The following is a 26,316-nucleotide window of genomic DNA, read 5'->3' as shown; positions in this document are numbered from 1 at the left end:
TTTATCGGATTTTCCCGAAAAAAGTAAAGAAAGGATGCCAATTGGCTCATCCTTTCTTCAATTTCAACACCAATTCCTCATCCGGCGTAATATAAACCGTCTGTTGATTATCATAAATCACAAATCCCGGCTTGGCCCCGTTTGGTTTTTTCACATGTCTAACCTTCGTGAAGTCAACAGGTACCGAGCTTGAACTACGTGCCTTGCTAAAATATGCCGCTAAAACAGCTGCTTCACGGATTGTTTCATCAGAAGGTTCCTTACTGCGAATGACTACATGGGAACCAGGAATATCTTTCGTATGCAGCCAAATTTCATCCCGTGCCGCCAGCTTATTGGTCAAATAATCATTTTGTTTATTATTTTTCCCGACGATGATATCGGTGCCATCTGAGGCAATAAAATGATCCAAGACAGGCTTAACATTCTGCACTTTCTTCCCGTTTCGTTTCCGTCGTTCGCGGATATAGCCGCCTTCAACAAGCTCTTCACGAATCTCTTGGATATCCTTCGGTGAAGCGGCCAGTACCTGTTGCTGTAAATTGTCAAAGTAAGCTACTTCAGAAAGGGCTAGTTCAATTTGCTCTTCGACAACAGAAACAGCATTTTTTGCTTTTTGGTATTTAGAAAAATACTTTTGCGCATTTTCAGAAGGCGTCTTCCTCGGATCCAACTGGATTATAATTGTTCCACCCAATTCATCATAATAATCGAGAACTTCGATTTCCTTCATACCCTTTTTAGCAGCGTAAAGATTGGCGGTTAATAGTTCTCCAAAGCGCTGATATTCCTCCGCTCTCTCTGCCGCTTTTAACGTACCCTTTAGTTTTTCAATTTTCTTTTCATTCTTTTCTTTTTCATTACTAATAAAGCGCTCGACATCATTTCCTTGCTGCTTTACGCGGTCGCGTTCTGCTTTGCCAAAATAAAAGCGGTCAAGCATTTCACTTAAGGTTGGAAAACTTTTCGCCTCACCGTTTAAATGCTCAAGCGGAAAGAGATAGAACGATTCCTTTCCATTTGCAGACATAATCGATGGCGAAAGCTCACCGGCAGCAATTTTTTCAATCAACCGGACAAATGTCCCCGGCACGGTCGTACGATTAGCCAGGCCGCTTTGAAAAATCACTTCCTTCGCAAATAACGGTGACGTACCGGCAAAATGCTCGACCAGCTGACGGTCAAGTTTGCCTCCCATAAAATCGACTGCCTTCAATACATCCTCCTGGGTAGCCTCAAACGGATTTAATTTGTTTTGTTCGGGTGGGAAGATGTAAGGCTGTCCCGGCAAAATCGCCCGGTGGCTGTTCACGGCAAAGGAGACATGCTTGATGCTGTCAAGAATGACATTCCGCGTTTTATCGACCAGAACAATATTGCTGTGCCGCCCCATAATTTCAACAATTAATTGTTTATAGCTAATATCACCGATTTCATTTCGGCCCTTGATTTCAAAAATAATCATCCGGTCATTATTAACTTGATATAAATCCTCTAAGATATAGCCCTCAATATGCTTTCTAAGCAGCATACAGAACATTGGCGGTTCACTCGGATTATCATACGGTTCGTTAGTGAACTGGACCCGTGCATAGCTTGGGTGTGCCGATAAAAGCAGCTTTTGATTCACTCCGTTTGCCCGAATGGTAAGAATCACTTCATTTTTATAAGGCTGTTGAACTTTGTTTATCCGCCCGCCCTTTAGGGAACGAACAAGCTCATCGACCATTGCTTTAGTAAATAAACCATCAAATGACATCGAAAACATCCTTTTCTTCAAACATATGATTATATTATATCCTACTTGGCGAAAATCTGTCTTATTTTCCCCCAGCAATAACGTTAATCATAGCATTTTTTGGGACGACCCTGAATAAGCTTTCTTTAGAGCTAGTCTGAATGAATAAAGGGGGAAGTGAGATGGTCGGATGAAATTCCATGAAATGAAGATAGAACAAGTAGAAAAGGCCTTAGAAACCGACTTTTCTTCTGGATTAACACAGGAAGAAGTAAAGAAGCGGATAAATGAGCACGGACTAAATGAATTGGACGAAGGAGAAAAGCAATCGGCTTTACTCTTATTTTTTAGTCAATTTAAGGATTTTATGGTGTTGGTCCTCCTGGCAGCTACCTTGATTTCCGGCTTGCTCGGCGAATATATTGATGCCATTGCCATTATTGCCATCGTCATTATTAACGGCTGCCTTGGGTTTTACCAAGAACGAAGAGCGGAGAAATCACTCCAAGCCCTAAAGGAATTATCGGCACCGCATGTATCTGTATTGCGGGATGGAAAATGGCTGAAGATTCCATCAAAAGAAATTGTCATAGGCGATATTTTGAAGTTTGCTAGCGGCGACCGGATTGGCGCTGATGTCCGTGTTGTTGAATCTAAAAGCTTAGAAATTGAGGAATCAGCACTTACAGGTGAGTCTGTTCCCGTTTCAAAACACATCGATTGCTTAACAAACCCTAACCCGGGAATTGGCGATATGGAAAATATCGCTTTTATGGGCACGATGATTACGAGGGGAAACGGTGTCGGGGTTGTAATCGCGACCGGAATGAAAACAGCAATGGGACAAATTGCTGATTTATTGCAAAATGCAGAGTCACAGGATACACCATTGCAGCGACGCTTAGAGCAGCTGGGGAAAATATTAATCACAGTCGCCTTGCTGTTAACCGTACTTGTTGTCGTGGTCGGTGTATTACGCGGACACGAAATTTACGAGATGTTTTTAGCAGGTGTTTCGCTTGCAGTGGCAGCGATACCTGAAGGGCTGCCGGCCATTGTGACCGTGGCATTATCGTTAGGTGTCCAAAAGATGATTAAGAAAAATGCCATCGTCAGGAAGCTTCCGGCCGTCGAAACGCTTGGCTGTGCATCAGTTATTTGTTCTGACAAAACTGGAACAATGACGCAAAATAAAATGACCGTAACCCATCTCTGGAGTGGGGGACAGACGTGGACAGTCGACGGAGTAGGCTACCAGCCGCAGGGAAATTTTTATCGAAATAAGCAAACAATTCAACCCAAGGATGAAAAAGCCTTACAGCAAATGCTGATTTTTGGAATGTTATGCAACCATTCGGATTTGATCATGAAGGATGAGGATTTCATTCTTGACGGGGATCCAACGGAGGGTGCTTTGCTTGTCAGTGCGATGAAAGCAGGTTTTGATCGAAAAACATTATTAAATGAGTTTACGATCATAAATGAATTTCCATTTGACTCGGCTAGAAAAATGATGAGTATCCACGTAAAAGACAAACAAGGCCGGCATTTCATTGTTACAAAAGGAGCACCAGATGTCATTTTAGGGATTAGTGAATCGATTCTATGGGATGAACGGACGCAATTTTTAAATAAGCAAACAAAAATGAAGGTTCAGGATGCAATCGATGGCCTTGCATCAAAAGCACTGCGAACGATTGCGGTTGCCTTTAAGCCAATCGCTGCTAATACGATTATCTTAAGTGAACAGGAAGCAGAGAAAAAATTAACCCTAATTGGTGTACAGGGAATGATTGACCCGCCGCGGCCTGAGGTAAAAGATGCCGTCAAAGAATGCAAGGATGCAGGAATTAAAACCGTGATGATTACTGGTGATCACGTCATCACTGCCAAGGCGATTGCCGCCCAGCTGGGGATTTTAACAAGCAAAAGCAAGGTGCTTGATGGTAAGGCTTTAGCTAACATGTCGGTTGAAGAGCTTGAAGATGTGGTCGATGATGTGTCAGTGTTTGCCAGGGTTTCACCGGAACATAAGTTGAAAATTGTTAAAGCATTACAAAATCGCGGACATATTGTCGCAATGACCGGTGATGGTGTCAATGATGCCCCAGCAATCAAAGCGGCAGATATTGGGGTAGCGATGGGAATTACCGGAACAGATGTCGCTAAAGAAGCATCGGCGCTCATCTTGTTAGATGATAATTTTGCAACGATAAAGGCGGCAATTACAGAAGGCAGAAACATCTATGAAAATATTCGAAAATTTGTCCGCTACTTACTAGCATCAAATGTTGGTGAAATACTGGTGATGTTGTTTGCGATGTTATTAGCACTGCCGCTGCCACTTGTACCCATTCAAATCCTTTGGGTAAACCTGGTAACAGACGGACTGCCGGCCATGGCTCTTGGGCTTGATCGTCCGGAAGAAGACGTGATGAAACGGAGGCCAAGAAGCCCGAATGAAGGTGTATTTTCTCGTGGACTTGGCTGGAAAGTTGTCTCCCGAGGATTCCTAATTGGGATTGTTACCTTATTAGCATTTATCATTGTTTATCATAACGATACGAGCCAGCTGGCATATGCTCAAACTGTTGCCTTCGCTACTCTTGTTATGGCTCAGCTCATCCATGTGTTTGATTGTCGCAGCGAAAAGTCGGTGTTGTCGAGAAACCCATTTGGAAACCAATACCTTGTCTGGGCCGTCCTGTCTTCCCTTGCCTTAATGTTTGTCGTCATTTATTATCCGCCGCTGCAGCCGGTTTTCCATACCTTGCCTATAGCCTTAAAAGACTGGTTGTTGATTGTCGGGCTATCATCGATTCCAACTTTTTTACTAGCCGGATCATTTTTGTTAAGAAAAACAAAATAAAGTATGTTATAATCCAAAAGGTAATAGAGTCCATTCTATTACCTTTTGTCTTTAAAAAAATAAAGAATGCCGATTATTTTTTTTATAGATTGGATGTGCACGTGATGGTTATTAGTATGACAGGCTTTGGCAGGGGAAAGGCAGAATCAGATTCCTTCTCAGTTAATGTGGAAGTTAAAACAGTCAACCACCGATTTTGTGAAATGAATATCCGCTTGCCAAGACAGCTATTAAAAATAGAAGATAAAATAAAAAAGAAATTAAACCAGCATATTCGCCGCGGCAGGGTTGAGGTCTATGTAAGTGTGGAAGGGGAAGGGGTCGTCACCCGGAAAGTCCATGTAGATTGGAAGTTGGTTGAAGAATACTACCAATTCATCAAGCAGGCACATGAAAAATTTGGCATTGAAGGAACAATTACACTCCAGGATTTACTTAATCGATCAGATCTTTTACATATTGAAGAAAGTGAAGCTGGCAATGAAGAACTTGAGAAATTAGTTTTAACCGCAACGGAAGAAGCGGTTGTTTTACTAAAGGAAATGCGAAGCGCCGAAGGGGAAGAATTGAAAAAGGATTTGCTGGCAATGCTCACGCAATTAGAAGCAAATGTCTTTGAACTTCAAAAGTTTACGCCGTTCGTGGTGCAATCATTCAAAGACCGTCTGACGAAAAGAATGCAGGAATTTGTCAATGGGCAGATAGATGACACACGAATTTTAACGGAAGTGGCTGTTTTTGCTGACAAAGCTGATATAAATGAGGAAATTACAAGATTAAAAAGCCACATTCAACAATTCATGCAAACGATAAATGAACAGGAACCCATTGGCAGAAAGCTAGATTTTCTCATACAGGAAATGAATCGAGAAGCGAACACCATCGGATCAAAAGCAAATGATTCCAACATAGCGAAAAAAGTAGTCGAAATAAAAAGCTTGCTAGAGAAGTTGAAGGAACAAGTACAGAATATCGAATAGAACTTGTTTAGAAACTGATTTTGACGGTCAAAATATATTATTGATGATTGGATGGTACCATGTCGATTAAATTGATTAATATTGGATTTGGAAATATCGTTTCTGCCAATCGAATTATTTCCATTGTCAGCCCTGAATCTGCCCCAATAAAAAGAATTATTCAAGATGCCCGTGACCGGGGATCACTGATTGACGCTACATATGGAAGACGGACACGCGCAGTGATTGTCATGGATAGCGACCATGTCATCCTCTCAGCTGTCCAGCCTGAAACGGTTGCCCATCGCTTAACAGACCGTGATGATACTATTGATGAAGGGTAGGATTTTTGAACATGCAGGAAAAAGGATTGCTGATTGTACTTTCTGGGCCATCAGGGGTTGGAAAAGGAACGGTTCGAAAAGAGATTTTTTCTCATCCAGATACAGCGTTTGAATACTCCATCTCGATGACAACCCGCTTACCCCGCGCGGGGGAGAAAGATGGTGTTGATTATTTTTTCAAGTCAAGAGCAGAGTTTGAAGAATTAATTGGACAGGGCAAGCTGTTAGAATACGCCGAGTTTGTTGGCAACTATTATGGAACCCCAGTTGATTATGTGCGCGAAACCTTGGATTCAGGAAAAGATGTGTTTTTAGAAATTGAAGTAAAGGGTGCCCGCCAAGTTCGGGAGAAGTTTCCTGAGGGGTTATTTATCTTCCTGATGCCGCCAAGCCTTACCGAATTGAAAAACCGGATTGTGACAAGAGGGACGGAGACAGATGATATCATCCACAATCGGATGCTGTCTGCCCGTGAAGAAATTGAAATGATGGAATTATATGATTATGTTGTTGAAAATGACCAAGTCGAACTCGCTTGTGAACGTGTAAGAGCTATCGTAACAGCTGAACATTGCCGCAGGGTACGAGTCGAACATCGTTATAAAAAATTGCTGGAGGTTGAATAAAATGTTGTATCCTTCTATTGATTCCTTGCTTGAAAAAATTGATTCGAAATATTCACTTGTCTCTGTTGCTGCGAAGCGTGCCCGGGTGATGTCGCAAATTAGAGATGAAAGACTGCCGAAATATGTCTCCTATAAATATGTAGGGAAAGCCTTAGAGGAAATTTACAGTGGTGAGCTGACATACCGGATTTCCAAAAAAGCAGAAGCATCTGCTGAGTAGTCGAAAAATAGCATTAATCAGCTAGTAAATTACGAAAGAAGGTCTGACGACAAAGGAAAACTCCTAACGTGTCAGCCTTTTTTATTTTTAAAAGAAAATGTCGAATTTTGAAACGAAAAAAGATGAAAAGTTGATTATGTTCCATCATAATAAAGAATGAATGTACTAGAAGTGGGGGATTCGTTTATGATAAAGGACAAGAAAATATTATTATGTGTGACAGGCGGAATAGCCGTGTATAAAGCAGCCGCCCTGACGAGTAAGCTAGCTCAAGCTGGGGCACATGTAAAAGTTATATTAAGCGAATCTGCAGCTAAATTTGTAACCCCGTTAACCTTTCAAGCATTATCCCGCAATGAAGTGTATACAGATACCTTTGCTGAAAATAATCCACAGGTCATCGCCCATATTGACCTTGCTGATTGGGCTGATTTGATTCTAGTTGCACCGGCAACAGCCAACACAATTGCCAAATTAGCGGGCGGCATAGCTGATAATATGATTACCACCACGCTGCTTGCGGCCGACGCACCTGTTTGGGTTGCCCCTGCAATGAATGTTCATATGTACGACCATCCAGCGGTAAAAAAGAATCTTTCGATATTAGCTGAATATGGCTATCAATTCATCGAGCCAAGTGAAGGCTGGCTTGCCTGTGGTTACGTTGGTAAAGGGCGCTTTGAGGAACCGGAGAAAATAGTAGCGTTAATCCAAAAGTTCTTTGGGAATAATCAAGCAAATCGACTAAAGGGGAAAAAGATAATAATTACCGCAGGTCCGACGCGGGAAAAAATTGACCCAGTCCGTTTCATTTCCAACCATTCAAGCGGCAAAATGGGATATGCCTTAGCGGCAGAGGCGAAAAGGCAGGGTGCCGATGTTGTCTTAGTATCCGGTCCTGTTCAATTACAGGTCCCTTCTGGGATTGAGATAGTCAAGGTCGAGAGTGCTGAAGAAATGTACAAGGCTGTATTGAGCCATTATGATGGCGCAGATGTCGTAATTAAAACGGCGGCTGTTGCCGATTATCGCCCAAAAATCACCCATGATTATAAGGTGAAAAAGCAGGCAGGGGACACGACGATAGACTTTGAACGAACGAAAGATATCTTGTTTGAGCTTGGGCAGCGGAAAAAGAAACAAATACTTGTTGGCTTTGCAGCAGAAACAAATAATGTCGAAGAATATGCAAGAAAAAAGTTATTAAAGAAAAATGCTGATATGATTGTCGCGAATAATGTAAAGGCTGACGGTGCAGGGTTCGGGACCGATACTAACATCGTGACCCTCTTTAAACGGGACGGTACGATGACCGAATTACCGCTAATGTCTAAAACAGCAGTAGCAGAAAAAATAATTGAAGAAATTACTGCTCTTCTGAAGGAAATGAACAAAGATGGAAATCGCTAGTGTCATTGTTGATGTACCGGCAAAACAAACGGACAGGGTCTTTGATTATTTAATCCCGGGTGAGTGGAGGGATACCATTCAGCCGGGCATGAGGGTAGTTGTTCCATTTGGTCCAAGAAATATTCAAGGATTTGTCATTGAGCTGAAAAAAGAATCTGAGGTACAGCAGTTAAGAGAAATCATTGAGCCGATGGATCTTGAACCGGTTTTAAATCATGAATTACTGGCGCTTGGGAACTGGCTGACGGAAAATACCCTTTGTTTTAAAATATTTGCCTATCAGGTCATGCTGCCGGCAGCTTTAAAAGCGAAATATGAAAAAATCGTAAAACTGGCTCCAGGAATAGAAATAAGTGTACTCCCGTTATCACTGCATCCATTTTTCGCAAAGAATGGAAAACTGGATTGGCAGGATGCTTTGAAGAATGGAATTGTCTCCTTATTACAAAAGGAAACGGCAAAAGGTCATCTTGAAGTCCATTATATCGTGAAGGAAAAAGTCAGGAAAAAACTACGCAAATATATCCATCCACTCGTTTCCCAAGCAGTCTTAACAGAAGAATTGGCGAAATTACCAGTAAATGCAGAAAAGCAAAAACAAGTCATAAGCTTTTTTATCGAACGTTTTGCTCCCATTGAAATGAGACAGCTACTAGCTGAGCTGAATACCACAGCTTCGACTGTTAAAGCTTTAGTTGGTAAAGGGATTCTTGGTGAGGAGGAAGTAGAGGTATATCGCGACCCGTATGAGCATCGAAGATTCGAAAGAACGAAACCATTGCCCTTAACTAAGGACCAGCAAACCGCGATTGTACCGATATTAAATGCAGTAGAGCAAAATCAACATGAGGTATTTTTGCTTTATGGGGTAACGGGGAGCGGCAAGACAGAAATCTACCTGCAATCGATTCAAGAAGTGATTGAAAAAGGGCAGGAAGCGATTGTACTTGTACCGGAAATCGCCCTTACTCCGCAGATGGTGAATCGGTTTAAGGGCAGGTTCGGTGACTTAGTCGCTGTATTACACAGCGGGTTGTCTGCCGGTGAAAAATATGATGAGTGGCGAAAGATTCAACGGAAGGAAGTAAAGGTCGTAGTTGGAGCCAGATCTGCTATTTTTGCTCCATTTGAAAACCTTGGCATCATTATTATCGATGAAGAGCACGAAACGAGTTATAAACAGGAAGAAATGCCGCGATACCACGCGCGGGATGTGGCGATTGAAAGGGCGAAAACCTATAGCTGCCCTGTAGTCCTTGGAAGTGCAACCCCTTCACTTGAGACCTTTGCCAGAGCACAAAAGAAGGTATACCATCTGTTAACACTGCCAATCCGGATGAATAACCAATCACTTCCGGCTGTCGAAATCATTGACATGCGCGAAGAACTTCGCGCAGGCAACCGTTCGATGTTTTCACGGAAGCTGTTTGAAATGCTCAAGGATAGAATCGAGAAAAAGCAGCAAACTGTCTTGTTTTTAAATAAGCGCGGCCACTCCTCCTTTGTGATGTGCCGAGACTGTGGTTATGTCATGAATTGCCCGAATTGCGACATTTCGCTTACTTATCACCGCGTTAATGAGCAGATGAAATGTCATTATTGCGGCTATGAAAGTTTTGTCCCAAAGGTATGTCCTGAGTGTTCAAGTGAACATATCCGCTATTTTGGAACGGGTACACAAAAGGTAGAGGATGAGCTGGGGAAAATTCTTCCGGAGGCAAGAGTCATCCGCATGGATGTTGATACAACGGGACGTAAAGGTTCACATGAACGATTGTTAAAGGATTTTCAGGATGGAAAAGCTGATATTCTTCTAGGAACGCAAATGATTGCCAAAGGGCTGGATTTTCCCAACATCACTCTTGTCGGGGTCCTTTCCGCCGATACGATGCTTCATTTACCGGATTTCCGTTCATCAGAAAAAACCTTTCAACTGTTAACGCAAGTCAGCGGGCGGGCAGGACGCCATCAATTGCCTGGAGAGGTCATCATTCAAACCTATACGCCGGAACATTACAGTGTCGAGCTTGCAGGAACACAGGACTATGATCTCTTTTATCAGCAGGAAATGTTGAACCGAAAAATGCATCATTATCCACCGTTTTATTTTCTATCACTTATTACCGTCAGTCATGAACAGTTGCTGGCTGTTGTAACAGCAACTGAAAAAATCGTTACCTATGTCCAGTCGCGGTTATCTCCTGAGGCAGTAGTGTTAGGACCTGCAGCATCGCCGATAACTAGGATTAAAAATAGATATCGCTATCAATGTCTGATAAAATACAAACGGGAACCGAACTTGACAACTACTTTAAAAACAATCCTCGATCAATACCAAAAAGATGCGAAAAGCGGACTGCAGGTATCAATCGACGTAAACCCGTTTATCTTAATGTAAAAACGGTGAAAATAAAGATAAAATAATAAAAAACACTTTAAAATCTAAAAACCAGATAATATGGAGGAACAGCTTTGTCAATACGAAAAATTGTCATGCATCCTGCCGAGATTCTTGAGCAGATATGCAGGCCTGTGGAAAAATTTGATAGAAAACTCGCGAAAATACTTGATGATATGTACGACACGATGATTGAAAATGATGGGGTTGGTCTTGCGGCTCCGCAAATCGGACTAAACTTGCGCGTCGCAATTGTTGATATCGATGATGAATCGGGAACAATCGAAATGATTAACCCTCGGATTATTAAAACAGCTGGCGAACAAACAGGACCAGAGGGGTGTTTAAGTTTTCCTGACCTTTTTGGCGAAGTAACAAGACCTGATTTTGTAAAGATTGAAGCCTTTGATCGAAAAGGCAGGAGCTGCTCACTTGAAGCAGAAGGCTTCCTCGCCAGGGCGATTCAACATGAAATTGATCACCTTGACGGAATATTATTCACGACCAAGGTAACTCGATACCTCAAGGAAGATGAGTTAAAAGGAGTAGAAAGTGAATGACGAAAATTGTATTTATGGGGACCCCCGATTTTTCTGTGCCGGTCTTGCAGCAAATCATCAAGGATGGTTATGAGGTCATTGGCGTTGTCACCCAGCCAGACCGGCCAGTTGGGAGAAAAAAGCTGTTAACACCGCCTCTGGTCAAGGTGGAGGCATTAAAACAAGGGATCCCCGTCTACCAGCCAGAAAAAATCCGTCAAGAAGAGGAACTTGCCAAAATTCTGTCCTTAAACCCAGATTTAATTGTAACTGCGGCCTTTGGGCAAATTTTGCCGAATAAGCTGTTAGAGGCTCCTAAATACGGCTGCATAAATGTTCATGCCTCGCTGCTGCCAGAACTTCGCGGCGGAGCTCCGATCCATTACGCAATTATTCAAGGCAAAAAGAAAACTGGTGTTACCATCATGTACATGGTTGAGAAATTAGATGCCGGTGATATTTTAACAAGTGTAGAGGTGCCAATTACAGAAGAGGACAATGTTGGTACACTTCATGAGAAGTTAAGTGCCGCAGGGTCTAAATTGTTATCTGAAACATTGCCGCTTCTAATAGAAGGGCGTCTCACGCCAAAGCCGCAAAACAATGCGGAAGCAACGTTTGCTGCCAACATTAAGCGGGAGCAGGAAAAGATTATCTGGTCGAATTCGGGTGAAGAAATCTATAACCATATTCGCGGTCTGAATCCTTGGCCAGTTGCCTTTACATCAATGGATGGCCAAGTCTTAAAAATATGGCGCGCAGAAAAAGTAACAGATTTGATGAAACAAGAGCCTGGAACGATCTTAAAAATAGAGTCAGATGGGTTTACAGTTAGTACGGGTAATGAAACCGCCATTAAAATTATTGAACTTCAGCCTTCAGGAAAAACAAAAATGATGAGTGAACAATTTTTACGCGGTGCAGGTTCAAAAATTTTAATAGGCAGCAAGCTGGGAGAATAACATGACTTCAACGAAAAAAAATGTACGTGCAATTGCCATGGACCTATTAGTGACTATCGAGAAAAACCAATCGTATAGTAATTTGCTTCTTAACAGCACGATTGAAAAAAACGAATTGTCGCCTGTAGATGTCGGATTACTGACAGAATTGACCTATGGAACATTGCAAAGACGAATGGCACTGGACTTCTTTTTAAATCCTTTCGTCAAAGACAATAAGAAATTAGCAAATTGGATTCATCATTTACTCAGGCTAACGCTTTATCAAATGGTTTATCTTGACCGAATTCCCGACAGAGCAGCTATTTACGAAGCGGTTGAAATTGCCAAGGAACGCGGGCATAAAGGAATCGCCAGTCTGGTAAATGGCGTGCTAAGGAGCATTCAGAGGGAAGGACTTCCATCTTTGAATGAGGTAACTGATCGCAATGAAAGACTAGCACTTGAGACGAGTCATCCGGAATGGCTTGTTACTAGATGGGTTAACCAATTTGGCTATGATAAAACGAAGGAAATGTGCGAGATTAACTTAACGGCACCAATGCAGACAGCGAGAGTTAATCTTACAAAAATTTCGCGGGATGAATGTATTGCCCTATTAGAAGAGGACGGTTTTCAAATTGAAAAGAGTCCAGTCATTCCTGAGGCAATTAGGTCGTTAAAGGGAAATTTAGCTTCCACCATCGCCTTTAACTATGGAATGTTTACAATTCAAGATGAAAGTTCGATGCTTGCTGCCTATGCATTGGGTGCCAAGCAAGACGAATTTGTCCTAGATGCCTGTGCTGCACCTGGCGGTAAAAGTACGCATATTGCTGAAAAAATGAATAATACCGGCGAAGTGATATCGGTTGATCTTCATCAGCACAAGGTAAGATTAATCAATGACAATGCGAAACGTTTAGGGTTAGGAAATATAAAAACAAGTGTTTCTGATTCTAGACATTTACAGGAAAAGTTTAAGGTTGAATCCTTCGATCGCATTCTTCTCGATGCTCCGTGCTCAGGCCTTGGTGTAATGAGGAGAAAGCCTGATATGAAGTATACGAAAACAGAAACGGATATAGAGCGCTTGAGCAGGGTTCAGCAAGATCTTTTAACGTCTGTAACCCCATTATTGAAAAAGGGCGGCATCCTCGTCTATAGTACATGTACTGTAGATAAACAGGAAAATCAAAATACGGTCGAAACGTTTTTGCAGAATAATCCGGAATTCGAAGCAGATTTATCTTTTAAGGATAGGATGCCAGAAGCGATTCAACCATTCATTACTGGCTTTGACCTGCAAATATTCCCGCAGGACTTTGGCTCAGATGGCTTCTATATAGCAGTTTTAAGAAAAGCGTAAGCGCCTTGCTCAGGGGCGACAAGCATAAGACGAGCCGGCCGAAAGGTTGTTCTTTAACCTTTTGGACGGATTGGCTTATGACTCGAGCCCCTAGGCGCTGAAGCTAGACAATAGAAAGAGGGTGTAACAGTTGGAACAATTGAATACAACTGGGACGAATACAACATTGGATATGAATAAGAAATCGATCTACTCTTTGCAGCTTGACGAACTAAAAAGTTGGCTTACTGAAAATGATGAAAAACCATTTAGGGCTGAGCAAATCTTTGATTGGCTTTATAAAAAGCGGATTACCGCATTTGAAGATATGAGCAATGTCGCAAAGGGCCTGCGTGATAAACTTTCGGAGCATTTTCAGCTGACAACCCTTAATACCGCCATTCAACAAACATCTGCTGATGGAACAATAAAGTTTCTCTTTGAATTGCATGACGGGTATTCAATCGAAACCGTGCTAATGCGCCATGATTATGGGAACTCTGTTTGTGTAACGACACAGGTTGGCTGCCGGATTGGCTGTACTTTCTGCGCCTCCACACTTGGCGGCCTAAAAAGACACTTGGAAGCAGGCGAAATTGTCGCTCAAGTTGTCAAAGTACAACAAACACTTGATGAAACAAATGAACGGGTAGACTCGGTCGTAATTATGGGGATTGGTGAGCCATTCGATAACTACGATAATATGCTGTCATTTTTAAAAATCATTAACCATGAAAAAGCATTAAATATTGGTGCACGCCATATTACGGTTTCGACAAGTGGAATTGTTCCAAAAATTTATCAGTTTGCCGATGAACAAACGCAAATAAATTTTGCGATTTCTCTGCATGCACCTAATACGGAATTACGTTCAAGATTAATGCCGATTAACAAAGCGTATAAACTTGATGACTTAATGAAAGCAGTACGGTATTATATCGATAAGACAGGTCGCAGGATAAGCTTTGAATATGGTCTTTTTGGCGGTGTGAACGACTCGGTCGAACATGCTGAAGAATTAGCTGGCCTATTAAAAGGAATCAAGTGCCATGTGAATCTAATTCCCGTAAACTATGTTCCTGAAAGGGATTATGTACGGACCCCAAGAGAAAAGATTTTTGCCTTTGAAAAAACATTGAAAAATCTAGGAATTAATGTAACCATTCGCCGGGAGCAGGGGTCAGATATCGATGCAGCATGTGGACAGCTTCGTGCAAAGGAGCGAAAAGAGGAGACGAGGTGACAAAAAGTGAAAGCTGTATATAGAACGGACCGAGGCAGAATCCGCCAGAATAACGAGGACAGTGTTGGAACTTTTGTAAACCGGGACGGACACCGCCTAGCCATTGTAGCTGATGGAATGGGCGGTCACCGTGCCGGTGATGTTGCGAGTAATATGACCTTGACACATTTACAGAAAATGTGGGAGGACTCTGAAGGAATTCAAACAGCGGATCAGGCGGAAGCGTGGCTGAAAACGCATATTCTCCAAGTGAATAAATTGTTGTTTGAACATGCTAATAACAACTTGGAATGTGAGGGAATGGGTACGACTATCGAAGCGGTGATTGCTACCCAGCTCTTTTCAACCCTTGCTCATATTGGCGACAGTCGTTGTTATATTTTAAATGATATTGGATTTCAGCAGTTAACCGAAGACCATACACTCGTAAATGAATTAGTCCGTACAGGGCAAATATCAAAAGAGGATGCAGAGCATCACCCAAGGAAAAATGTTATTCTTCGCGCATTAGGAACAGAACCGGATGTGAAAATTGATATTAAAACGATTATGTTTGAAGAAGGCGATTTTCTTCTTTTATGTTCCGATGGATTATCGAATAAGGTTAATGAAGCCGAAATGGTTACTATCCTTCAAAATGAAGATTCCCTTGAACAAAAAGCTTCAACACTCATTAACATGGCAAATGAAAATGGTGGAGAAGATAACATCACCCTAATCATCCTAGAGTTTGACGACGAAATTGAAAGAGGGTGAAGATAAATGCTAATTGGGAAAAGAATAAGCGGCCGCTATAAAATATTGGAAATGATTGGCGGAGGCGGTATGGCCAATGTGTACTTGGCTCATGATATGATTCTTGACCGCGATGTGGCAGTAAAGATGCTTCGCCTCGATTTTGCTAATGATGAAGAATTTATCCGCAGGTTTCGCAGGGAGGCACAATCTGCGACAAGCCTTGCCCATCCAAATATCGTTAATATTTTTGATGTTGGCGAGGAAAATGATCTTTATTATATTGTGATGGAATTTGTCGATGGAAAGACACTTAAACAATACATACAACAAAATTCTCCTCTAAGAGTGGAAGATGCCATTGGGATTATGAGTCAGCTAACTTCAGCGATTTCTCATGCCCATCAAAACCATATTATCCATCGCGATATCAAGCCGCATAATATTTTGGTAGACCATGATGGCAATGTAAAAGTCACCGATTTCGGAATCGCCATGGCGCTAAGTGCCACAAGCATAACCCAAACTAATTCCGTACTTGGGTCTGTCCATTATTTATCACCGGAACAAGCCCGTGGCGGCATGGCGAACAGAAAGTCTGATATTTATTCGCTTGGGATTGTAATGTTTGAGTTATTAACTGGAAGGCTTCCTTTTTCCGGTGAATCAGCCGTATCAATCGCGCTTAAGCATCTTCAATCAGAAACCCCTTCTGTTAGAAGATGGAATCCGAATATCCCGCAAAGTGTAGAAAACATTGTCTTAAAGGCAACTGCTAAAGATCCATTCCATCGTTATAATAGTGTTGAAGAGATGGAGGAAGATTTAAGAACCGCACTCGATCCTGAAAGGATGAATGAATCAAAATTTGTCATTCCGATTGATAATGAGGCAACGAAAGCCATCCCGGTAATAACAAATGACCATCTAAAAAATCTTGATGAAACATTAGTCCACAGCGGCGATAAACCAGCTAATAATAGCAAAGATGCTGTGAAAAATGAAAAGAAAGGCAAGAAACGAAAAAAGTGGCCGCTTATATTAATATCTACCTTCCTTACACTTGCCATACTTGGATTATTAGCTTTTACCGTTTTACCTGGATTATTGTCTGCAAAGGACGTCAAAATTCCTGATGTCAGCGGGATGAATTTGGATGATGCCATTTCAAAGCTTAAACTTAAAGGACTTGAGGTTGGAGACAAGATCGAAATCACTGACGATGTAGTGAAAAAAGGAAACGTGATTAAGACAAACCCTGAAATCGGGTCCACAGTAAAGGAAAATTCGAAAGTAAGCATCTACATTAGTTCCGGAAAAGAAAAATATGAACTGTCAAGTTATCTGGGGCGCCGCTATGAGGATGTCTTCAGTTTATTAAAAAATAGAAATTTTAAAGACATTAAAAAAATAGAGAAAAATGATGAAAGTGAACCTGGAACGATTATTAGTCAGAACTATCCCGAGGGTAAAAAAGTGGTTCCTGACGAGACGGTTCTGGAGTTTGAGGTTAGTAAAGGTCCAGAAAAAATTATCTTAAAGGACTTAACTCAATACAATGTCAATGGTGCTCAGGATTACGCTTCTTTAGTAGGGCTGACTTTAGATGCATCTCAAGAAAAATATGATGACAAAATCCCGGCTGGTATGGTTATTTCGCAATCACCCGAGAAGGGAACAACGATGACAAAAGGTGACAAGGTTACCGTCATCATTTCAAAAGGGAAAGAAGAAAAACCGCCAAAAGAGGTAATTATAGAACTGCCAATACCTTTTGAACCAGCTGTACCAGGGGAGCCAGGACAGAGACAATTAGTTACCATTTTCATTCAGGATGCATATCACAGTATGACAGAAACGGCAGATTCCTTTTATATTACCGAAGATATAAAGAAAGAAATTAAATTATATATTCCATTTAACGGAAAAGCAGGTTATAAGGTCATTCGTGATGACAAAGTTATCATCGATGAAAATAAAAGCTATTCAGAAACAGAATAATTTTTCTGCTGAAGAAAATTATTGGACGGTATATTACACTAGAAAATAGACACTTGGAAAGATAAAATGCAAGGAGTGTGGCTATGCCTGAAGGGAAAATTGTCAAAGCATTAAGCGGTTTTTATTATGTGCTTCATAACGAGGAACTGACCCAATGCCGCGGAAGAGGTGTTTTTCGCAAGAACAAAATTACTCCGCTTGTAGGTGACGAAGTGGTTTTTCAAGCTGAAAATGACCTTGAGGGCTACATTCTCGAAGTAAAAGAGCGGAAGAATGAATTGGTCCGCCCGCCGATTGCAAATGTGGATCAGGCCATTCTTGTTTTTTCAGCTGTAGAACCAGATTTCAGCACCGTTTTATTGGATCGGTTTCTTGTGTTGGTAGAATTTAATCACATTGAACCATTAATCTGTATTACTAAAATGGACCTGGCTACAGCAAATCAAAAGCAAAAGATAGCGGAGTATGCTGAACAATATAAAACAGCCGGTTATGAAGTAATCCTGACATCTTCAGAAACGGAAGCAGGGATTGAACAATTAAATCCCCATGTGGAAAATAAAATATCGGTATTTGCGGGGCAATCGGGTGTAGGGAAGTCTTCATTGCTGAATGTACTTAGACCAGGCCTTGAATTAAAAACCAATCATATATCCTCGCATCTTGGCCGTGGAAAGCATACGACCAGACATGTAGAACTTATTAAAATTGGAAATGGACTCATTGCAGATACACCAGGCTTTAGTTCGCTAGAATTTAACAACATCGATGCAGAGGACCTGACTGCCTGCTTTCCTGAATTACAAAATGCGAGTAAGAATTGTAAATTTAGGGGCTGTTTACATGTCACTGAGCCGAAATGTGGTGTAAAACAGGAAGTAGAGTCAGGTGGAATTCCTGCTTATCGTTATGAGCATTATTTAGATTTTCTCCAGGAAATTAAAGATAGAAAGCCGAGGTATTAACGCATGGTGAAAATAGCACCTTCGATTCTTTCAGCCGATTTTTCAAAATTGGGGGAAGAGATTACAGCTGTTGAAAAGGCGGGCGCCGATTATATTCATATTGATGTTATGGACGGTCACTTTGTACCCAATATTACGATTGGTCCACTTATCGTGGAAGCGATTCGACCGATTACAAAGCTGCCGCTTGATGTCCACTTGATGATTGAGAACCCTGATCAATATATCGAGGCATTTGCTAAGGCTGGGGCTGATTATATTACGGTTCACGTCGAGGCATGCCGACATCTTCACCGCACGATTCAAAATATAAAATCATTTGGAATTAAAGCAGGGGTGGTATTAAATCCGGCTACACCTGTTGAATCCATTCAACACATTATCGGGGATATTGATATGGTGTTATTAATGTCAGTTAATCCTGGATTCGGCGGTCAAAAATTTATACCTGAGGTCCTTCCAAAAATTAAAACGGTTAAAAGGATGGCTGAAGAAAAAGGGTTAGCTCTTGAAATTGAAATTGATGGCGGCGTCAATCCAGAAACAGGAAAGCTATGCATGGAAGCCGGTGCAAATGTACTCGTTGCAGGCTCGGCCATTTATAATCAACCTGATTATGCGAAGGCAATTTCGCTAATTAGAGGGTAAAGCCGGCTAAACAGCTGGCTTTTTCTATATGGAAAAGGAGATTGCCTGATGATAATAAATATACTTGCCGGAGGTCCCGAAGAATTGCTGCCGGATTTTACAGACTATACAGAGGAAAACGCCATTTGGGTTGGTGTTGACCGCGGCGTATTTCATCTTTTAAATAGAAATATAATACCTGAAATTGCGTTTGGTGATTTCGATTCGGTTTCACCGGAAGAATTAGTATTCATTGAAAGGCAAGTATCAAAAATGAAGCGGTACAAGCCAGAGAAGGATGAAACGGATATGGAGCTTGCCCTCAATTGGGCGCTGGCACAGAAACCATCAATTATTCGTTTGTTCGGGGCGACAGGGGGCAGGCTTGATCATTTATTTGCAAATGTGCATCTGTTGCTAAATCCACTTAAAGAAAAAAATCCAGCCAGTGTCTATTTAATTGATCGACATAACATCGCTTTTTTGAAGGAACCAGGCAGTTATTCAATTGAAAAAATGAAAACAAAAAAATATATATCCTTTGTACCTTTAACGCTTGAAGTTAGTGGCATTACGCTTGAAGGCTTTAAATTTCCTTTGAAAAATAAGCATATTTCACTCGGATCTACATTATGTATTAGTAATGAACTTATTAGTGATTATGGTACTTTTTCATTTTCCGAAGGCATATTAATAGTGATAAGAAGTCACGATTAATAGGTACTGATTTCGTTCGTGAGAATAAAATGTAGAGCGTACGAAAAAAGTTGAAATGAATAAGCTGTGGAAGATTTGTGAGGAGGGACAGTATGAAATTCTATACAATTAAACTGCCGAAATTTTTAGGTGGAATTGTCCGAGCGATGATTGGAGCGTTTAAGAAAAACGAATAGAACTATAAATCTTATGGCACCCGTTATTTTGGGTGCTTTTTATTTTACCTTGTTTGGGGGATAATATAAAGAAAGAGCACCCTGTTAAAGGATGCCCTGGCTCTTATTAAACGCGTTCAACTTTACCGGATTTTAACGCTCTTGCAGAAACCCAAACACGCTTAGGCTTTCCGTCAACAAGAATACGTACTTTTTGTAGGTTAGCACCCCATGTACGCTTATTCGCGTTCATTGCGTGAGAACGATTGTTACCAGTTGTAGTTTTCTTACCAGTTATTACACATTGACGTGGCATAGACTATCCCTCCTTAACTACCAAAAGCTTTATACAGCAATCTTAAGATATTTCATCTGGATATAGAAAAATGGCCGTGCCAAATTTTCTAGTCTTGAGATACCTTAATAATTTATCATACAACTTATTTGAATGCAATAGTTGAGTACAAACCTTTCAAGAAAAAAACCTTGACATAGGGAAAAATAAAGTCCGCTAAGTAAAAAGAAAGGTATGACTTTCAATATTAGGATGACTATAGTAAAATGACTGTAGTCAAAGAGCAATTATTCAGGAGGGGGAACGATTCATGTCCATTGAATTAAAAACAAAGTACGGACAAATTGATATATCAAACGAAGTAATCGCTACCATTGCTGGCGGTGCGGCTATCGAATGCTACGGAATCGTCGGTATGGCCTCTAAGAATCAGATTAAAGATGGGATTACGGAAATACTTCGAAGAGAAAATTTCACCCGCGGCGTGATTGTCCGTCAAGAAAATGAGGAATTACATATTGATATGTACATTATTGTCAGTTATGGAACGAAAATTTCCGAAATTGCCCACAACGTGCAATCAAAGGTTAAATACACCCTGGATAAGACTGTTGGACTTGCCGCCAGTACGGTAAATATTTACGTTCAGGGAGTTCGTGTGACGAACCCGTAGTAGTGAGGAGGAAAGTTTGTGTCAATTACAGCATTAGATGGAAAACGTTTTGCCGAAATGGTCATTCAAGGTGCCAATCATTTGGCTGCAAATGCTAAAATGGTCGATGCATTAAACGTTTTTCCTGTGCCCGACGGTGATACTGGAACAAATATGAATTTATCAATGAGTTCCGGTGCAAAGGAAGTAAAGAATAATGTTCAGGAACATATTGGTAAAGTAGGGGTTGCCCTTTCCAAAGGTTTGCTGATGGGAGCACGCGGCAATTCAGGTGTCATCCTTTCCCAGTTATTTCGTGGATTTTCTAAGGCAGTTGAAACTAAAGCGATAATTTCCGCAAAAGATTTTGCGCTAGCCTTAGAAGCAGGGGTTGAAACAGCATACAAAGCTGTCATGAAGCCTGTCGAAGGAACGATTTTAACTGTAGCGAAGGATTCTGCCAAAAAGGGCGTTCAGGCAGCCCAAAATTCAACTGATATTATCGCCATTATGGAAGAAGTACTAAAAGAAGCAAAGGCATCTCTGAAGCGCACACCAGACCTGCTGCCTGTTTTAAAGGAAGTCGGCGTTGTAGACAGCGGCGGTCAAGGGCTTGTGTTCGTTTACGAGGGTTTTCTTGCTGTCCTTAGAGGAGAAGAACTGCCAGAATCACCGATTGCGTTTTCAATGGATGAAATGGTGAGTGCTGAACACCATAGAAGTGTTCAAAGCCATATGAATACAGAGGATATTGAATTTGGTTATTGCACGGAATTTATGGTTCGATTTGAACAGGATAAGACAGCCAATCATCCATTCGATGAAGGGGTATTCCGTAATGACCTTAGCAAATTAGGTGATTCTTTATTGGTTATTGCGGATGAAGATGTGGTCAAAGTCCATATTCATTCCGAGCAGCCTGGTGAGGTTTTATCCTACGGCCAACGATACGGTAACTTAATTAATATGAAAATCGAAAATATGCGCCAGCAGCACTCCAATATTGTTGGTGAGTCCCATCCTGCTTTAGTTTCCGAACGTCCAGTACCTTCTAAAGAACTTCAAGAATACGGAATTGTTACAGTTTCGATGGGTGCAGGGATTGCTGATTTATTTAAAAGTATTGGAGCACACGCAGTTATTGAAGGTGGACAGACCATGAATCCGAGTACGGAGGATATTGTCAAAGCCGTAAAACAAGTAAATGCTAAAAAGGTATTTATTTTACCCAATAACAAAAACATCATTATGGCTGCAGAGCAGGCAGCGGATGTTACTGAAGAAGAAATTTATGTGATACCGTCTAAAACGGTTCCCCAAGGGCTTTCCGCGCTGCTTGCGTTTAACCCTTCCACTGATGTGGCAGCAAACGAAACAGCGATGAAGGATGCGATGCAGCACGTTAAGACCGGTCAAATTACTTTTGCTGTACGTGATACACAAATCGATGGCTTAGAAATCGAAAAAGATGATTTCATGGGGATTGCCGAAGGGAAAATTATTGTCAAAAACAAAGATAAAGCGAAAGTGGCAGAAGATCTGTTAACAAAGATGATCGATGAAGATTCGGAAATCTTAACCATCATTTATGGTGAAGACGTGACCGAGGAAGAAGTAAAGAATCTTGCACAATTTGTCGAAGAACATTACGAAGACGTGGAAATCGAAATCCATAATGGCCAGCAGCCATTGTATTCATTTATCTTTTCAATTGAATAAGGAACGGCTAAAATAGAAGGGAGACTAAAAGGGTCAGACCCTTCTTTTTTATTGTAACTTCGCAAAGGGAGAGAGTATTGTGTTCGAGAATCTAAACCAATCAGTAACAGCTATAAGGGGAATTGGGGAAGAAACAGCAGAAGCCCTTGCGGAAATGAAAATCTATACGATTTATGATCTATTAGAATATTTCCCTTACCGATTTGAAGACTATTCGCTAAAGGATTTAGCTGAAGTTCAGCATGATGAGAAAGTGACAGTCGAAGGGAAGGTGCATAGTGAGCCTTCCCTTGCCTACTATGGAAAAAAGAAATCAAAGCTGACGATCCGGCTTTTCGTTGGGGCATACCTAATTAAAGTCGTTTTCTTTAATCAGCCCTATTTAAAAAATAAAATCATCATGAATGAAACGATTACGGTTACAGGAAAATGGGATGCACACCGGCAAACGATTACCGCAAATGAAATGCAGGCCGGCGCAAACGCAAAAGCAAAAGATTTTGAACCTGTTTACTCGTTACGAGGCAAAATAACTACAAAAGGAATGCGAAAGTTTATTAACCTTGCCTTTAATCAATATGGACATTTCATCGAAGAGACACTGCCCGAAGCCTTTTTAACAAAATATCGGCTTTTGAACAGACAGGATGCGTGTAGAAAGATGCATTTTCCTGACAATCCAGAGGATGTGAAGCAGGCGCGGCGGCGTTTTGTCTATGAGGAATTTTTGGTGTTTCAATTAAAAATGCAGGCGTTAAGGAAATTTGAACGGGAGCATTCCCCAGGAATCACACAAAACTATGATTTGACAAAAGTGAAGGAATTTATCAATAGTCTGCCCTTTCCATTAACAAATGCGCAAAAACGGGTCGTCAATGAAGTGTTAGCTGAACTAAAGTCGCCCTTCCGGATGAATCGTCTTTTGCAAGGGGATGTTGGTTCCGGGAAAACTGTGGTGGCGGCAATTGGTTTATTTTCCAGTGTGACAGCAGGCTTTCAAGGGGCCTTAATGGTACCAACAGAAATCTTAGCTGAGCAGCATGCTGTATCACTGAAAGACCTTCTAGGACCTTTTGGGGTCAAGTGCGAGCTTTTGACAAGTTCTGTCAAAGGAAAACGCAGGCGCGAGATCCTCGAAGAATTAGCAGAAGGGAAGGTTGATATCTTAATTGGTACACATGCCTTAATTCAGGATGAGGTAATTTTTAAAAGACTCGGTTTTGTTATTACCGACGAGCAGCACAGGTTTGGTGTTGAACAGCGAAGAGTGTTACGGGAAAAGGGAGAAAATCCAGATGTACTGTTTATGACCGCGACGCCTATTCCCAGAACTTTGGCGATTACCGTATTTGGTGAAATGGACGTTTCGGTTATTGACGAGATGCCTGCCGGCAGAAAGTCCATCGAGACCTATTGGGCGAAGCCGGAAATGCTTGAGCGCGTCCTTGCTTTTGTCGAAAAAGAATTAGTAAAAGGTCATCAAGCCTATGTCATTTGCCCGCTCATTGAAGAATCGGACAAGCTTGATGTGCAAAATGCGATTGATGTCCATACGACTTTAACTCATTATTTCCAAAATCGTTATAAGATTGGTCTAATGCATGGCCGCTTAAGTGCGGACGAAAAGGATTCGGTCATGAAGCAGTTTAGCACAAATGAGGTGCAGGTGCTCGTCTCAACAACCGTTGTGGAGGTTGGGGTGAATGTACCGAATGCGACGATGATGGTCATTTATGATGCGGAGAGATTTGGTTTGTCACAGCTGCATCAGCTGCGTGGACGTGTCGGCCGCGGCAGTGACCAATCCTTTTGCATCCTACTTGCCAGTCCCAAGTCTGAAGTTGGTCAGGAACGTATGAGAATCATGACAGAAACGAATGACGGCTTTGTTTTAAGTGAAAAGGATTTAGAGCTGCGCGGACCGGGCGACTTTTTTGGGAAAAAACAAAGCGGGGTGCCAGAATTTAAGGTTGCAGACATGGTTCATGATTACCGGGCGTTGGAAACGGCAAGAAATGATGCGGCAATGCTGATCCAGTCGGAAACCTTTTGGACCTCTCCTGACTATAAATACTTAAGAGAACAGTTAGAGGAGTCGGGCGTTTTAGAAGGAGAGAAACTTGATTAAAATGGAAAGGCAGATAATGGGAAATAATTTTATTCTTGCAATCTGCTTTTTTAAATTTTATACTACTCTTAGTACCTAGTCATAATATCTCGGACGGTGTGTAATGATGAAAAGAAGTAAAAAAGAACGGCAGCGTTTATTAACTTCAACAATTAAAGAGAACCCATTTATTACAGATGAAGAACTAGCTGAAAAATTTCAAGTGAGTGTGCAAACGATTCGATTGGACAGGTTAGAACTATCGATTCCGGAACTCCGTGAACGGATAAAAACGGTGGCTGAGAAACGATTCGAAGACGAAGTCCGCTCCTTGCCATTAGAAGAAGTTATTGGCGAAATCATTGATATTGAATTAGATCAAAGTGCTATTTCCATTTTCGATGTGAAAGAAGAGCATGTCTTCATAAGGAATAATATTGCCCGCGGTCATCATGTGTTTGCTCAAGCTAATTCCCTGGCTGTTGCGGTGATTAATGACGAATTAGCGTTAACAGCCAAAGCAAATATCCAATTTAAGCGGTTGGTGAAATTGAATGAGCGGGTAATTGCCAAAGCTCGAGTAACGAAAATCGATGAGAACGTAGATAGAACGTTTGTCGAAGTGACAAGCTTTGTGAATAATGAGCTTGTTTTTACCGGAGACTTTGAAATGTACCGTTCGAAAAATCGTTAAAGGATGAAGCAAAATGAAACTAGCAATCGACGCAATGGGCGGCGACAATGCACCGAAGGAAATCGTCTTAGGTGCAATGAAGGCTGTTCAAGCATTTTCAGATATACATATCACCCTTGTCGGGGATGAAAACAAAATTAATGAAACGTTATCGGCTCACGACCGAATTACTGTTTTACATACAACCGATGTCATTCTTGGAACAGATGAACCGGTAAAAGCAGTTCGCCGCAAGAAAAATGCTTCAATGGTGCTTGCTGCCCAGCAAGTAGCTGATGGCTTGGCTGATGCCTGTATCTCTGCAGGTAATACGGGGGCTTTAGTTGCAGCAGGGCTGTTCGTTGTTGGCAGAATTGACGGGATACACCGACCTGCATTAGCGCCAACACTGCCGACTATAGGCGGCGAGGGCTTTCTGCTTCTCGATGTTGGCGCCAATGCTGATGGAAAGCCTGAGCATTTACTGCAAAATGCGATAATGGGATCCATCTACAGTGAAAAAGTAAGAGGTATTACTAAACCTCGTGTCGGCCTTTTAAATATTGGCACGGAAGAGAAAAAAGGAAACGATCTTACTAAACAAACATTTGAACTTTTAAAAAACGCGAATGTGAATTTCGTCGGCAATGTCGAGGCACGTGATTTGCTGGATGGTGTTGCAGATGTTGTCGTTACCGATGGATTTACGGGCAACATGGTGTTGAAAACGATTGAGGGAACCGCACTTTCGATGTTTAAGATGTTGAAAACAGCTTTAATGAGCAGTTTTAAAAGTAAATTGGCTGCCGCTGTTTTGAAACCAAATCTTATGACGTTAAAAAACACGATGGATTATTCTGAATATGGCGGCGCAGCTCTTTTTGGCTTAAAGGCTCCGGTCATTAAGGCACACGGCTCGTCCAACGGACAATCCATCTATAGTGCCATCAGGCAAACTAGGGAAATGGTTAGTAATGATGTCGGCGGATTAATTAAACAAACGATTGAAAATGATACATCAGAAAAATAGATGAT

Annotated in this window: 24 protein-coding genes; 22 read left to right on the top strand and 2 right to left on the bottom strand. The window is 41.5% G+C overall.

The features are described from left to right. Positions 1 to 46: 46 nt before the first annotated feature. Positions 47 to 1,759, bottom strand: a complete 1,713-nt coding sequence (locus ACIQCO_RS02325; RefSeq protein WP_400425440.1) for an Rqc2 family fibronectin-binding protein — start codon at positions 1,757 to 1,759, stop codon at positions 47 to 49. Between the two features lie 169 nt (positions 1,760 to 1,928). Here ACIQCO_RS02325 and ACIQCO_RS02320 point away from each other — a divergent pair, with 169 nt between their 5' ends. The 17 genes from ACIQCO_RS02320 to spoVM all read left to right on the top strand — a co-directional run bounded on the left by ACIQCO_RS02320 (position 1,929) and on the right by spoVM (position 19,856). Further along, the gene (locus tag ACIQCO_RS02320) at positions 1,929 to 4,607 is read left to right on the top strand and encodes a calcium-translocating P-type ATPase, SERCA-type (RefSeq protein WP_400425437.1); all 2,679 of its coding nucleotides are present in this window, start codon (positions 1,929 to 1,931) and stop codon (positions 4,605 to 4,607) included. A gap of 104 nt (positions 4,608 to 4,711) precedes the next feature. Beyond that, the gene (locus ACIQCO_RS02315; RefSeq protein ID WP_400425435.1) at positions 4,712 to 5,587 is read left to right on the top strand and encodes a YicC/YloC family endoribonuclease; all 876 of its coding nucleotides are present in this window, start codon (positions 4,712 to 4,714) and stop codon (positions 5,585 to 5,587) included. Between the two features lie 59 nt (positions 5,588 to 5,646). After that, positions 5,647 to 5,910 (top strand): extracellular matrix/biofilm regulator RemA, encoded by a 264-nt coding sequence (gene remA / locus ACIQCO_RS02310; RefSeq protein ID WP_024030186.1) that lies wholly within the window; start codon positions 5,647 to 5,649, stop codon positions 5,908 to 5,910. 11 nt (positions 5,911 to 5,921) lie between these two features. Beyond that, positions 5,922 to 6,536, top strand: coding sequence for a guanylate kinase (gene gmk, locus ACIQCO_RS02305; RefSeq protein WP_400425431.1), 615 nt, complete (start codon positions 5,922 to 5,924; stop codon positions 6,534 to 6,536). Between the two features lies 1 nt (position 6,537). Then, positions 6,538 to 6,756 carry a DNA-directed RNA polymerase subunit omega gene (gene rpoZ / locus ACIQCO_RS02300; RefSeq protein ID WP_066085206.1) on the top strand — a complete coding sequence of 73 codons (219 nt, stop codon included), beginning with the start codon at positions 6,538 to 6,540 and terminating at the stop codon, positions 6,754 to 6,756. 186 nt (positions 6,757 to 6,942) lie between these two features. Continuing rightward, positions 6,943 to 8,166, top strand: coding sequence for a bifunctional phosphopantothenoylcysteine decarboxylase/phosphopantothenate--cysteine ligase CoaBC (gene coaBC / locus ACIQCO_RS02295; RefSeq protein WP_400425427.1), 1,224 nt, complete (start codon positions 6,943 to 6,945; stop codon positions 8,164 to 8,166). Further along, the gene (gene priA, locus ACIQCO_RS02290) at positions 8,153 to 10,564 is read left to right on the top strand and encodes a primosomal protein N' (RefSeq protein ID WP_400425424.1); all 2,412 of its coding nucleotides are present in this window, start codon (positions 8,153 to 8,155) and stop codon (positions 10,562 to 10,564) included. The genes coaBC and priA overlap by 14 nt, the downstream gene beginning before the upstream one ends. Positions 10,565 to 10,638: 74 nt before the next feature. Continuing rightward, the gene (def, locus tag ACIQCO_RS02285) at positions 10,639 to 11,124 is read left to right on the top strand and encodes a peptide deformylase (protein WP_400425421.1); all 486 of its coding nucleotides are present in this window, start codon (positions 10,639 to 10,641) and stop codon (positions 11,122 to 11,124) included. Beyond that, positions 11,121 to 12,065: a methionyl-tRNA formyltransferase gene (gene fmt, locus ACIQCO_RS02280; RefSeq protein WP_400425417.1), complete on the top strand. Its 945-nt coding sequence runs from the start codon at positions 11,121 to 11,123 to the stop codon at positions 12,063 to 12,065. Before def ends, fmt begins: the two co-directional genes overlap by 4 nt. A 1-nt stretch (position 12,066) precedes the next feature. Next, the gene (gene rsmB / locus ACIQCO_RS02275; protein ID WP_400425414.1) at positions 12,067 to 13,413 is read left to right on the top strand and encodes a 16S rRNA (cytosine(967)-C(5))-methyltransferase RsmB; all 1,347 of its coding nucleotides are present in this window, start codon (positions 12,067 to 12,069) and stop codon (positions 13,411 to 13,413) included. Between the two features lie 130 nt (positions 13,414 to 13,543). Next, a complete protein-coding gene (rlmN, locus tag ACIQCO_RS02270) occupies positions 13,544 to 14,635 on the top strand; it encodes a dual-specificity RNA methyltransferase RlmN (RefSeq protein WP_400425411.1) in 1,092 nt (363 codons plus the stop codon). 6 nt (positions 14,636 to 14,641) lie between these two features. After that, the gene (locus tag ACIQCO_RS02265) at positions 14,642 to 15,391 is read left to right on the top strand and encodes a Stp1/IreP family PP2C-type Ser/Thr phosphatase (protein ID WP_400425408.1); all 750 of its coding nucleotides are present in this window, start codon (positions 14,642 to 14,644) and stop codon (positions 15,389 to 15,391) included. A gap of 6 nt (positions 15,392 to 15,397) precedes the next feature. Continuing rightward, the gene (pknB, locus tag ACIQCO_RS02260) at positions 15,398 to 17,371 is read left to right on the top strand and encodes a Stk1 family PASTA domain-containing Ser/Thr kinase (RefSeq protein ID WP_400425405.1); all 1,974 of its coding nucleotides are present in this window, start codon (positions 15,398 to 15,400) and stop codon (positions 17,369 to 17,371) included. Positions 17,372 to 17,454: 83 nt separating this feature from the next. Next, the gene (rsgA, locus tag ACIQCO_RS02255; protein ID WP_400425402.1) at positions 17,455 to 18,336 is read left to right on the top strand and encodes a ribosome small subunit-dependent GTPase A; all 882 of its coding nucleotides are present in this window, start codon (positions 17,455 to 17,457) and stop codon (positions 18,334 to 18,336) included. Positions 18,337 to 18,339: 3 nt separating this feature from the next. Then, the gene (rpe, locus tag ACIQCO_RS02250; protein ID WP_400425399.1) at positions 18,340 to 18,984 is read left to right on the top strand and encodes a ribulose-phosphate 3-epimerase; all 645 of its coding nucleotides are present in this window, start codon (positions 18,340 to 18,342) and stop codon (positions 18,982 to 18,984) included. Between the two features lie 48 nt (positions 18,985 to 19,032). Next, positions 19,033 to 19,680 (top strand): thiamine diphosphokinase, encoded by a 648-nt coding sequence (locus ACIQCO_RS02245; RefSeq protein ID WP_400425396.1) that lies wholly within the window; start codon positions 19,033 to 19,035, stop codon positions 19,678 to 19,680. 92 nt (positions 19,681 to 19,772) lie between these two features. Further along, positions 19,773 to 19,856 (top strand): stage V sporulation protein SpoVM, encoded by an 84-nt coding sequence (spoVM, locus tag ACIQCO_RS02240; protein ID WP_024030200.1) that lies wholly within the window; start codon positions 19,773 to 19,775, stop codon positions 19,854 to 19,856. A gap of 106 nt (positions 19,857 to 19,962) precedes the next feature. Here the strand turns inward: spoVM and rpmB are convergent, their stop codons facing one another. Then, positions 19,963 to 20,151 (bottom strand): 50S ribosomal protein L28, encoded by a 189-nt coding sequence (rpmB, locus tag ACIQCO_RS02235; RefSeq protein ID WP_066068532.1) that lies wholly within the window; start codon positions 20,149 to 20,151, stop codon positions 19,963 to 19,965. A gap of 289 nt (positions 20,152 to 20,440) precedes the next feature. On the opposite strand from rpmB, the gene ACIQCO_RS02230 reads away from it, so the two are divergent. From ACIQCO_RS02230 to plsX, 5 genes are all read left to right on the top strand, one after another. Continuing rightward, the gene (locus tag ACIQCO_RS02230) at positions 20,441 to 20,803 is read left to right on the top strand and encodes an Asp23/Gls24 family envelope stress response protein (protein ID WP_400425392.1); all 363 of its coding nucleotides are present in this window, start codon (positions 20,441 to 20,443) and stop codon (positions 20,801 to 20,803) included. An 18-nt stretch (positions 20,804 to 20,821) separates the two neighbouring features. Further along, complete coding sequence (locus ACIQCO_RS02225; RefSeq protein WP_400425389.1) at positions 20,822 to 22,501, top strand: DAK2 domain-containing protein; 1,680 nt, start codon at positions 20,822 to 20,824, stop codon at positions 22,499 to 22,501. A 79-nt stretch (positions 22,502 to 22,580) separates the two neighbouring features. Continuing rightward, entirely contained in the window at positions 22,581 to 24,629 is a 2,049-nt protein-coding gene (recG, locus tag ACIQCO_RS02220) for an ATP-dependent DNA helicase RecG (protein ID WP_400425387.1), read from the top strand. A gap of 106 nt (positions 24,630 to 24,735) precedes the next feature. Beyond that, positions 24,736 to 25,302 (top strand): transcription factor FapR, encoded by a 567-nt coding sequence (gene fapR / locus ACIQCO_RS02215; protein WP_400425384.1) that lies wholly within the window; start codon positions 24,736 to 24,738, stop codon positions 25,300 to 25,302. Between the two features lie 13 nt (positions 25,303 to 25,315). Continuing rightward, the gene (plsX, locus tag ACIQCO_RS02210) at positions 25,316 to 26,311 is read left to right on the top strand and encodes a phosphate acyltransferase PlsX (RefSeq protein ID WP_400425381.1); all 996 of its coding nucleotides are present in this window, start codon (positions 25,316 to 25,318) and stop codon (positions 26,309 to 26,311) included. Positions 26,312 to 26,316 lie beyond the last annotated feature (5 nt).

Source organism: Neobacillus sp. NPDC093127 (assembly GCF_044754175.1).
GTDB lineage: Bacteria > Bacillota > Bacilli > Bacillales > Cytobacillaceae > Neobacillus.
This window is presented reverse-complemented; position numbering and strand designations above follow the sequence as displayed.

Excerpts from the sequence above, each read along its gene's own strand:
- ACIQCO_RS02325 (WP_400425440.1), bottom strand. The coding sequence starts at position 1,759 with ATGTCATTTGATGGTTTATTTACTAAAGCAATGGTCGATGAGCTTGTT.
- ACIQCO_RS02320 (WP_400425437.1), top strand. The coding sequence starts at position 1,929 with ATGAAATTCCATGAAATGAAGATAGAACAAGTAGAAAAGGCCTTAGAA.
- ACIQCO_RS02315 (WP_400425435.1), top strand. The coding sequence starts at position 4,712 with ATGGTTATTAGTATGACAGGCTTTGGCAGGGGAAAGGCAGAATCAGAT.
- remA (WP_024030186.1), top strand. The coding sequence starts at position 5,647 with ATGTCGATTAAATTGATTAATATTGGATTTGGAAATATCGTTTCTGCC.
- gmk (WP_400425431.1), top strand. The coding sequence starts at position 5,922 with ATGCAGGAAAAAGGATTGCTGATTGTACTTTCTGGGCCATCAGGGGTT.
- rpoZ (WP_066085206.1), top strand. The coding sequence starts at position 6,538 with ATGTTGTATCCTTCTATTGATTCCTTGCTTGAAAAAATTGATTCGAAA.
- coaBC (WP_400425427.1), top strand. The coding sequence starts at position 6,943 with ATGATAAAGGACAAGAAAATATTATTATGTGTGACAGGCGGAATAGCC.
- priA (WP_400425424.1), top strand. The coding sequence starts at position 8,153 with ATGGAAATCGCTAGTGTCATTGTTGATGTACCGGCAAAACAAACGGAC.
- fmt (WP_400425417.1), top strand. The coding sequence starts at position 11,121 with ATGACGAAAATTGTATTTATGGGGACCCCCGATTTTTCTGTGCCGGTC.
- rsmB (WP_400425414.1), top strand. The coding sequence starts at position 12,067 with ATGACTTCAACGAAAAAAAATGTACGTGCAATTGCCATGGACCTATTA.
- pknB (WP_400425405.1), top strand. The coding sequence starts at position 15,398 with ATGCTAATTGGGAAAAGAATAAGCGGCCGCTATAAAATATTGGAAATG.
- rsgA (WP_400425402.1), top strand. The coding sequence starts at position 17,455 with ATGCCTGAAGGGAAAATTGTCAAAGCATTAAGCGGTTTTTATTATGTG.
- rpe (WP_400425399.1), top strand. The coding sequence starts at position 18,340 with ATGGTGAAAATAGCACCTTCGATTCTTTCAGCCGATTTTTCAAAATTG.
- ACIQCO_RS02245 (WP_400425396.1), top strand. The coding sequence starts at position 19,033 with ATGATAATAAATATACTTGCCGGAGGTCCCGAAGAATTGCTGCCGGAT.
- spoVM (WP_024030200.1), top strand. The coding sequence starts at position 19,773 with ATGAAATTCTATACAATTAAACTGCCGAAATTTTTAGGTGGAATTGTC.
- rpmB (WP_066068532.1), bottom strand. The coding sequence starts at position 20,151 with ATGCCACGTCAATGTGTAATAACTGGTAAGAAAACTACAACTGGTAAC.
- ACIQCO_RS02230 (WP_400425392.1), top strand. The coding sequence starts at position 20,441 with ATGTCCATTGAATTAAAAACAAAGTACGGACAAATTGATATATCAAAC.
- fapR (WP_400425384.1), top strand. The coding sequence starts at position 24,736 with ATGAAAAGAAGTAAAAAAGAACGGCAGCGTTTATTAACTTCAACAATT.
- plsX (WP_400425381.1), top strand. The coding sequence starts at position 25,316 with ATGAAACTAGCAATCGACGCAATGGGCGGCGACAATGCACCGAAGGAA.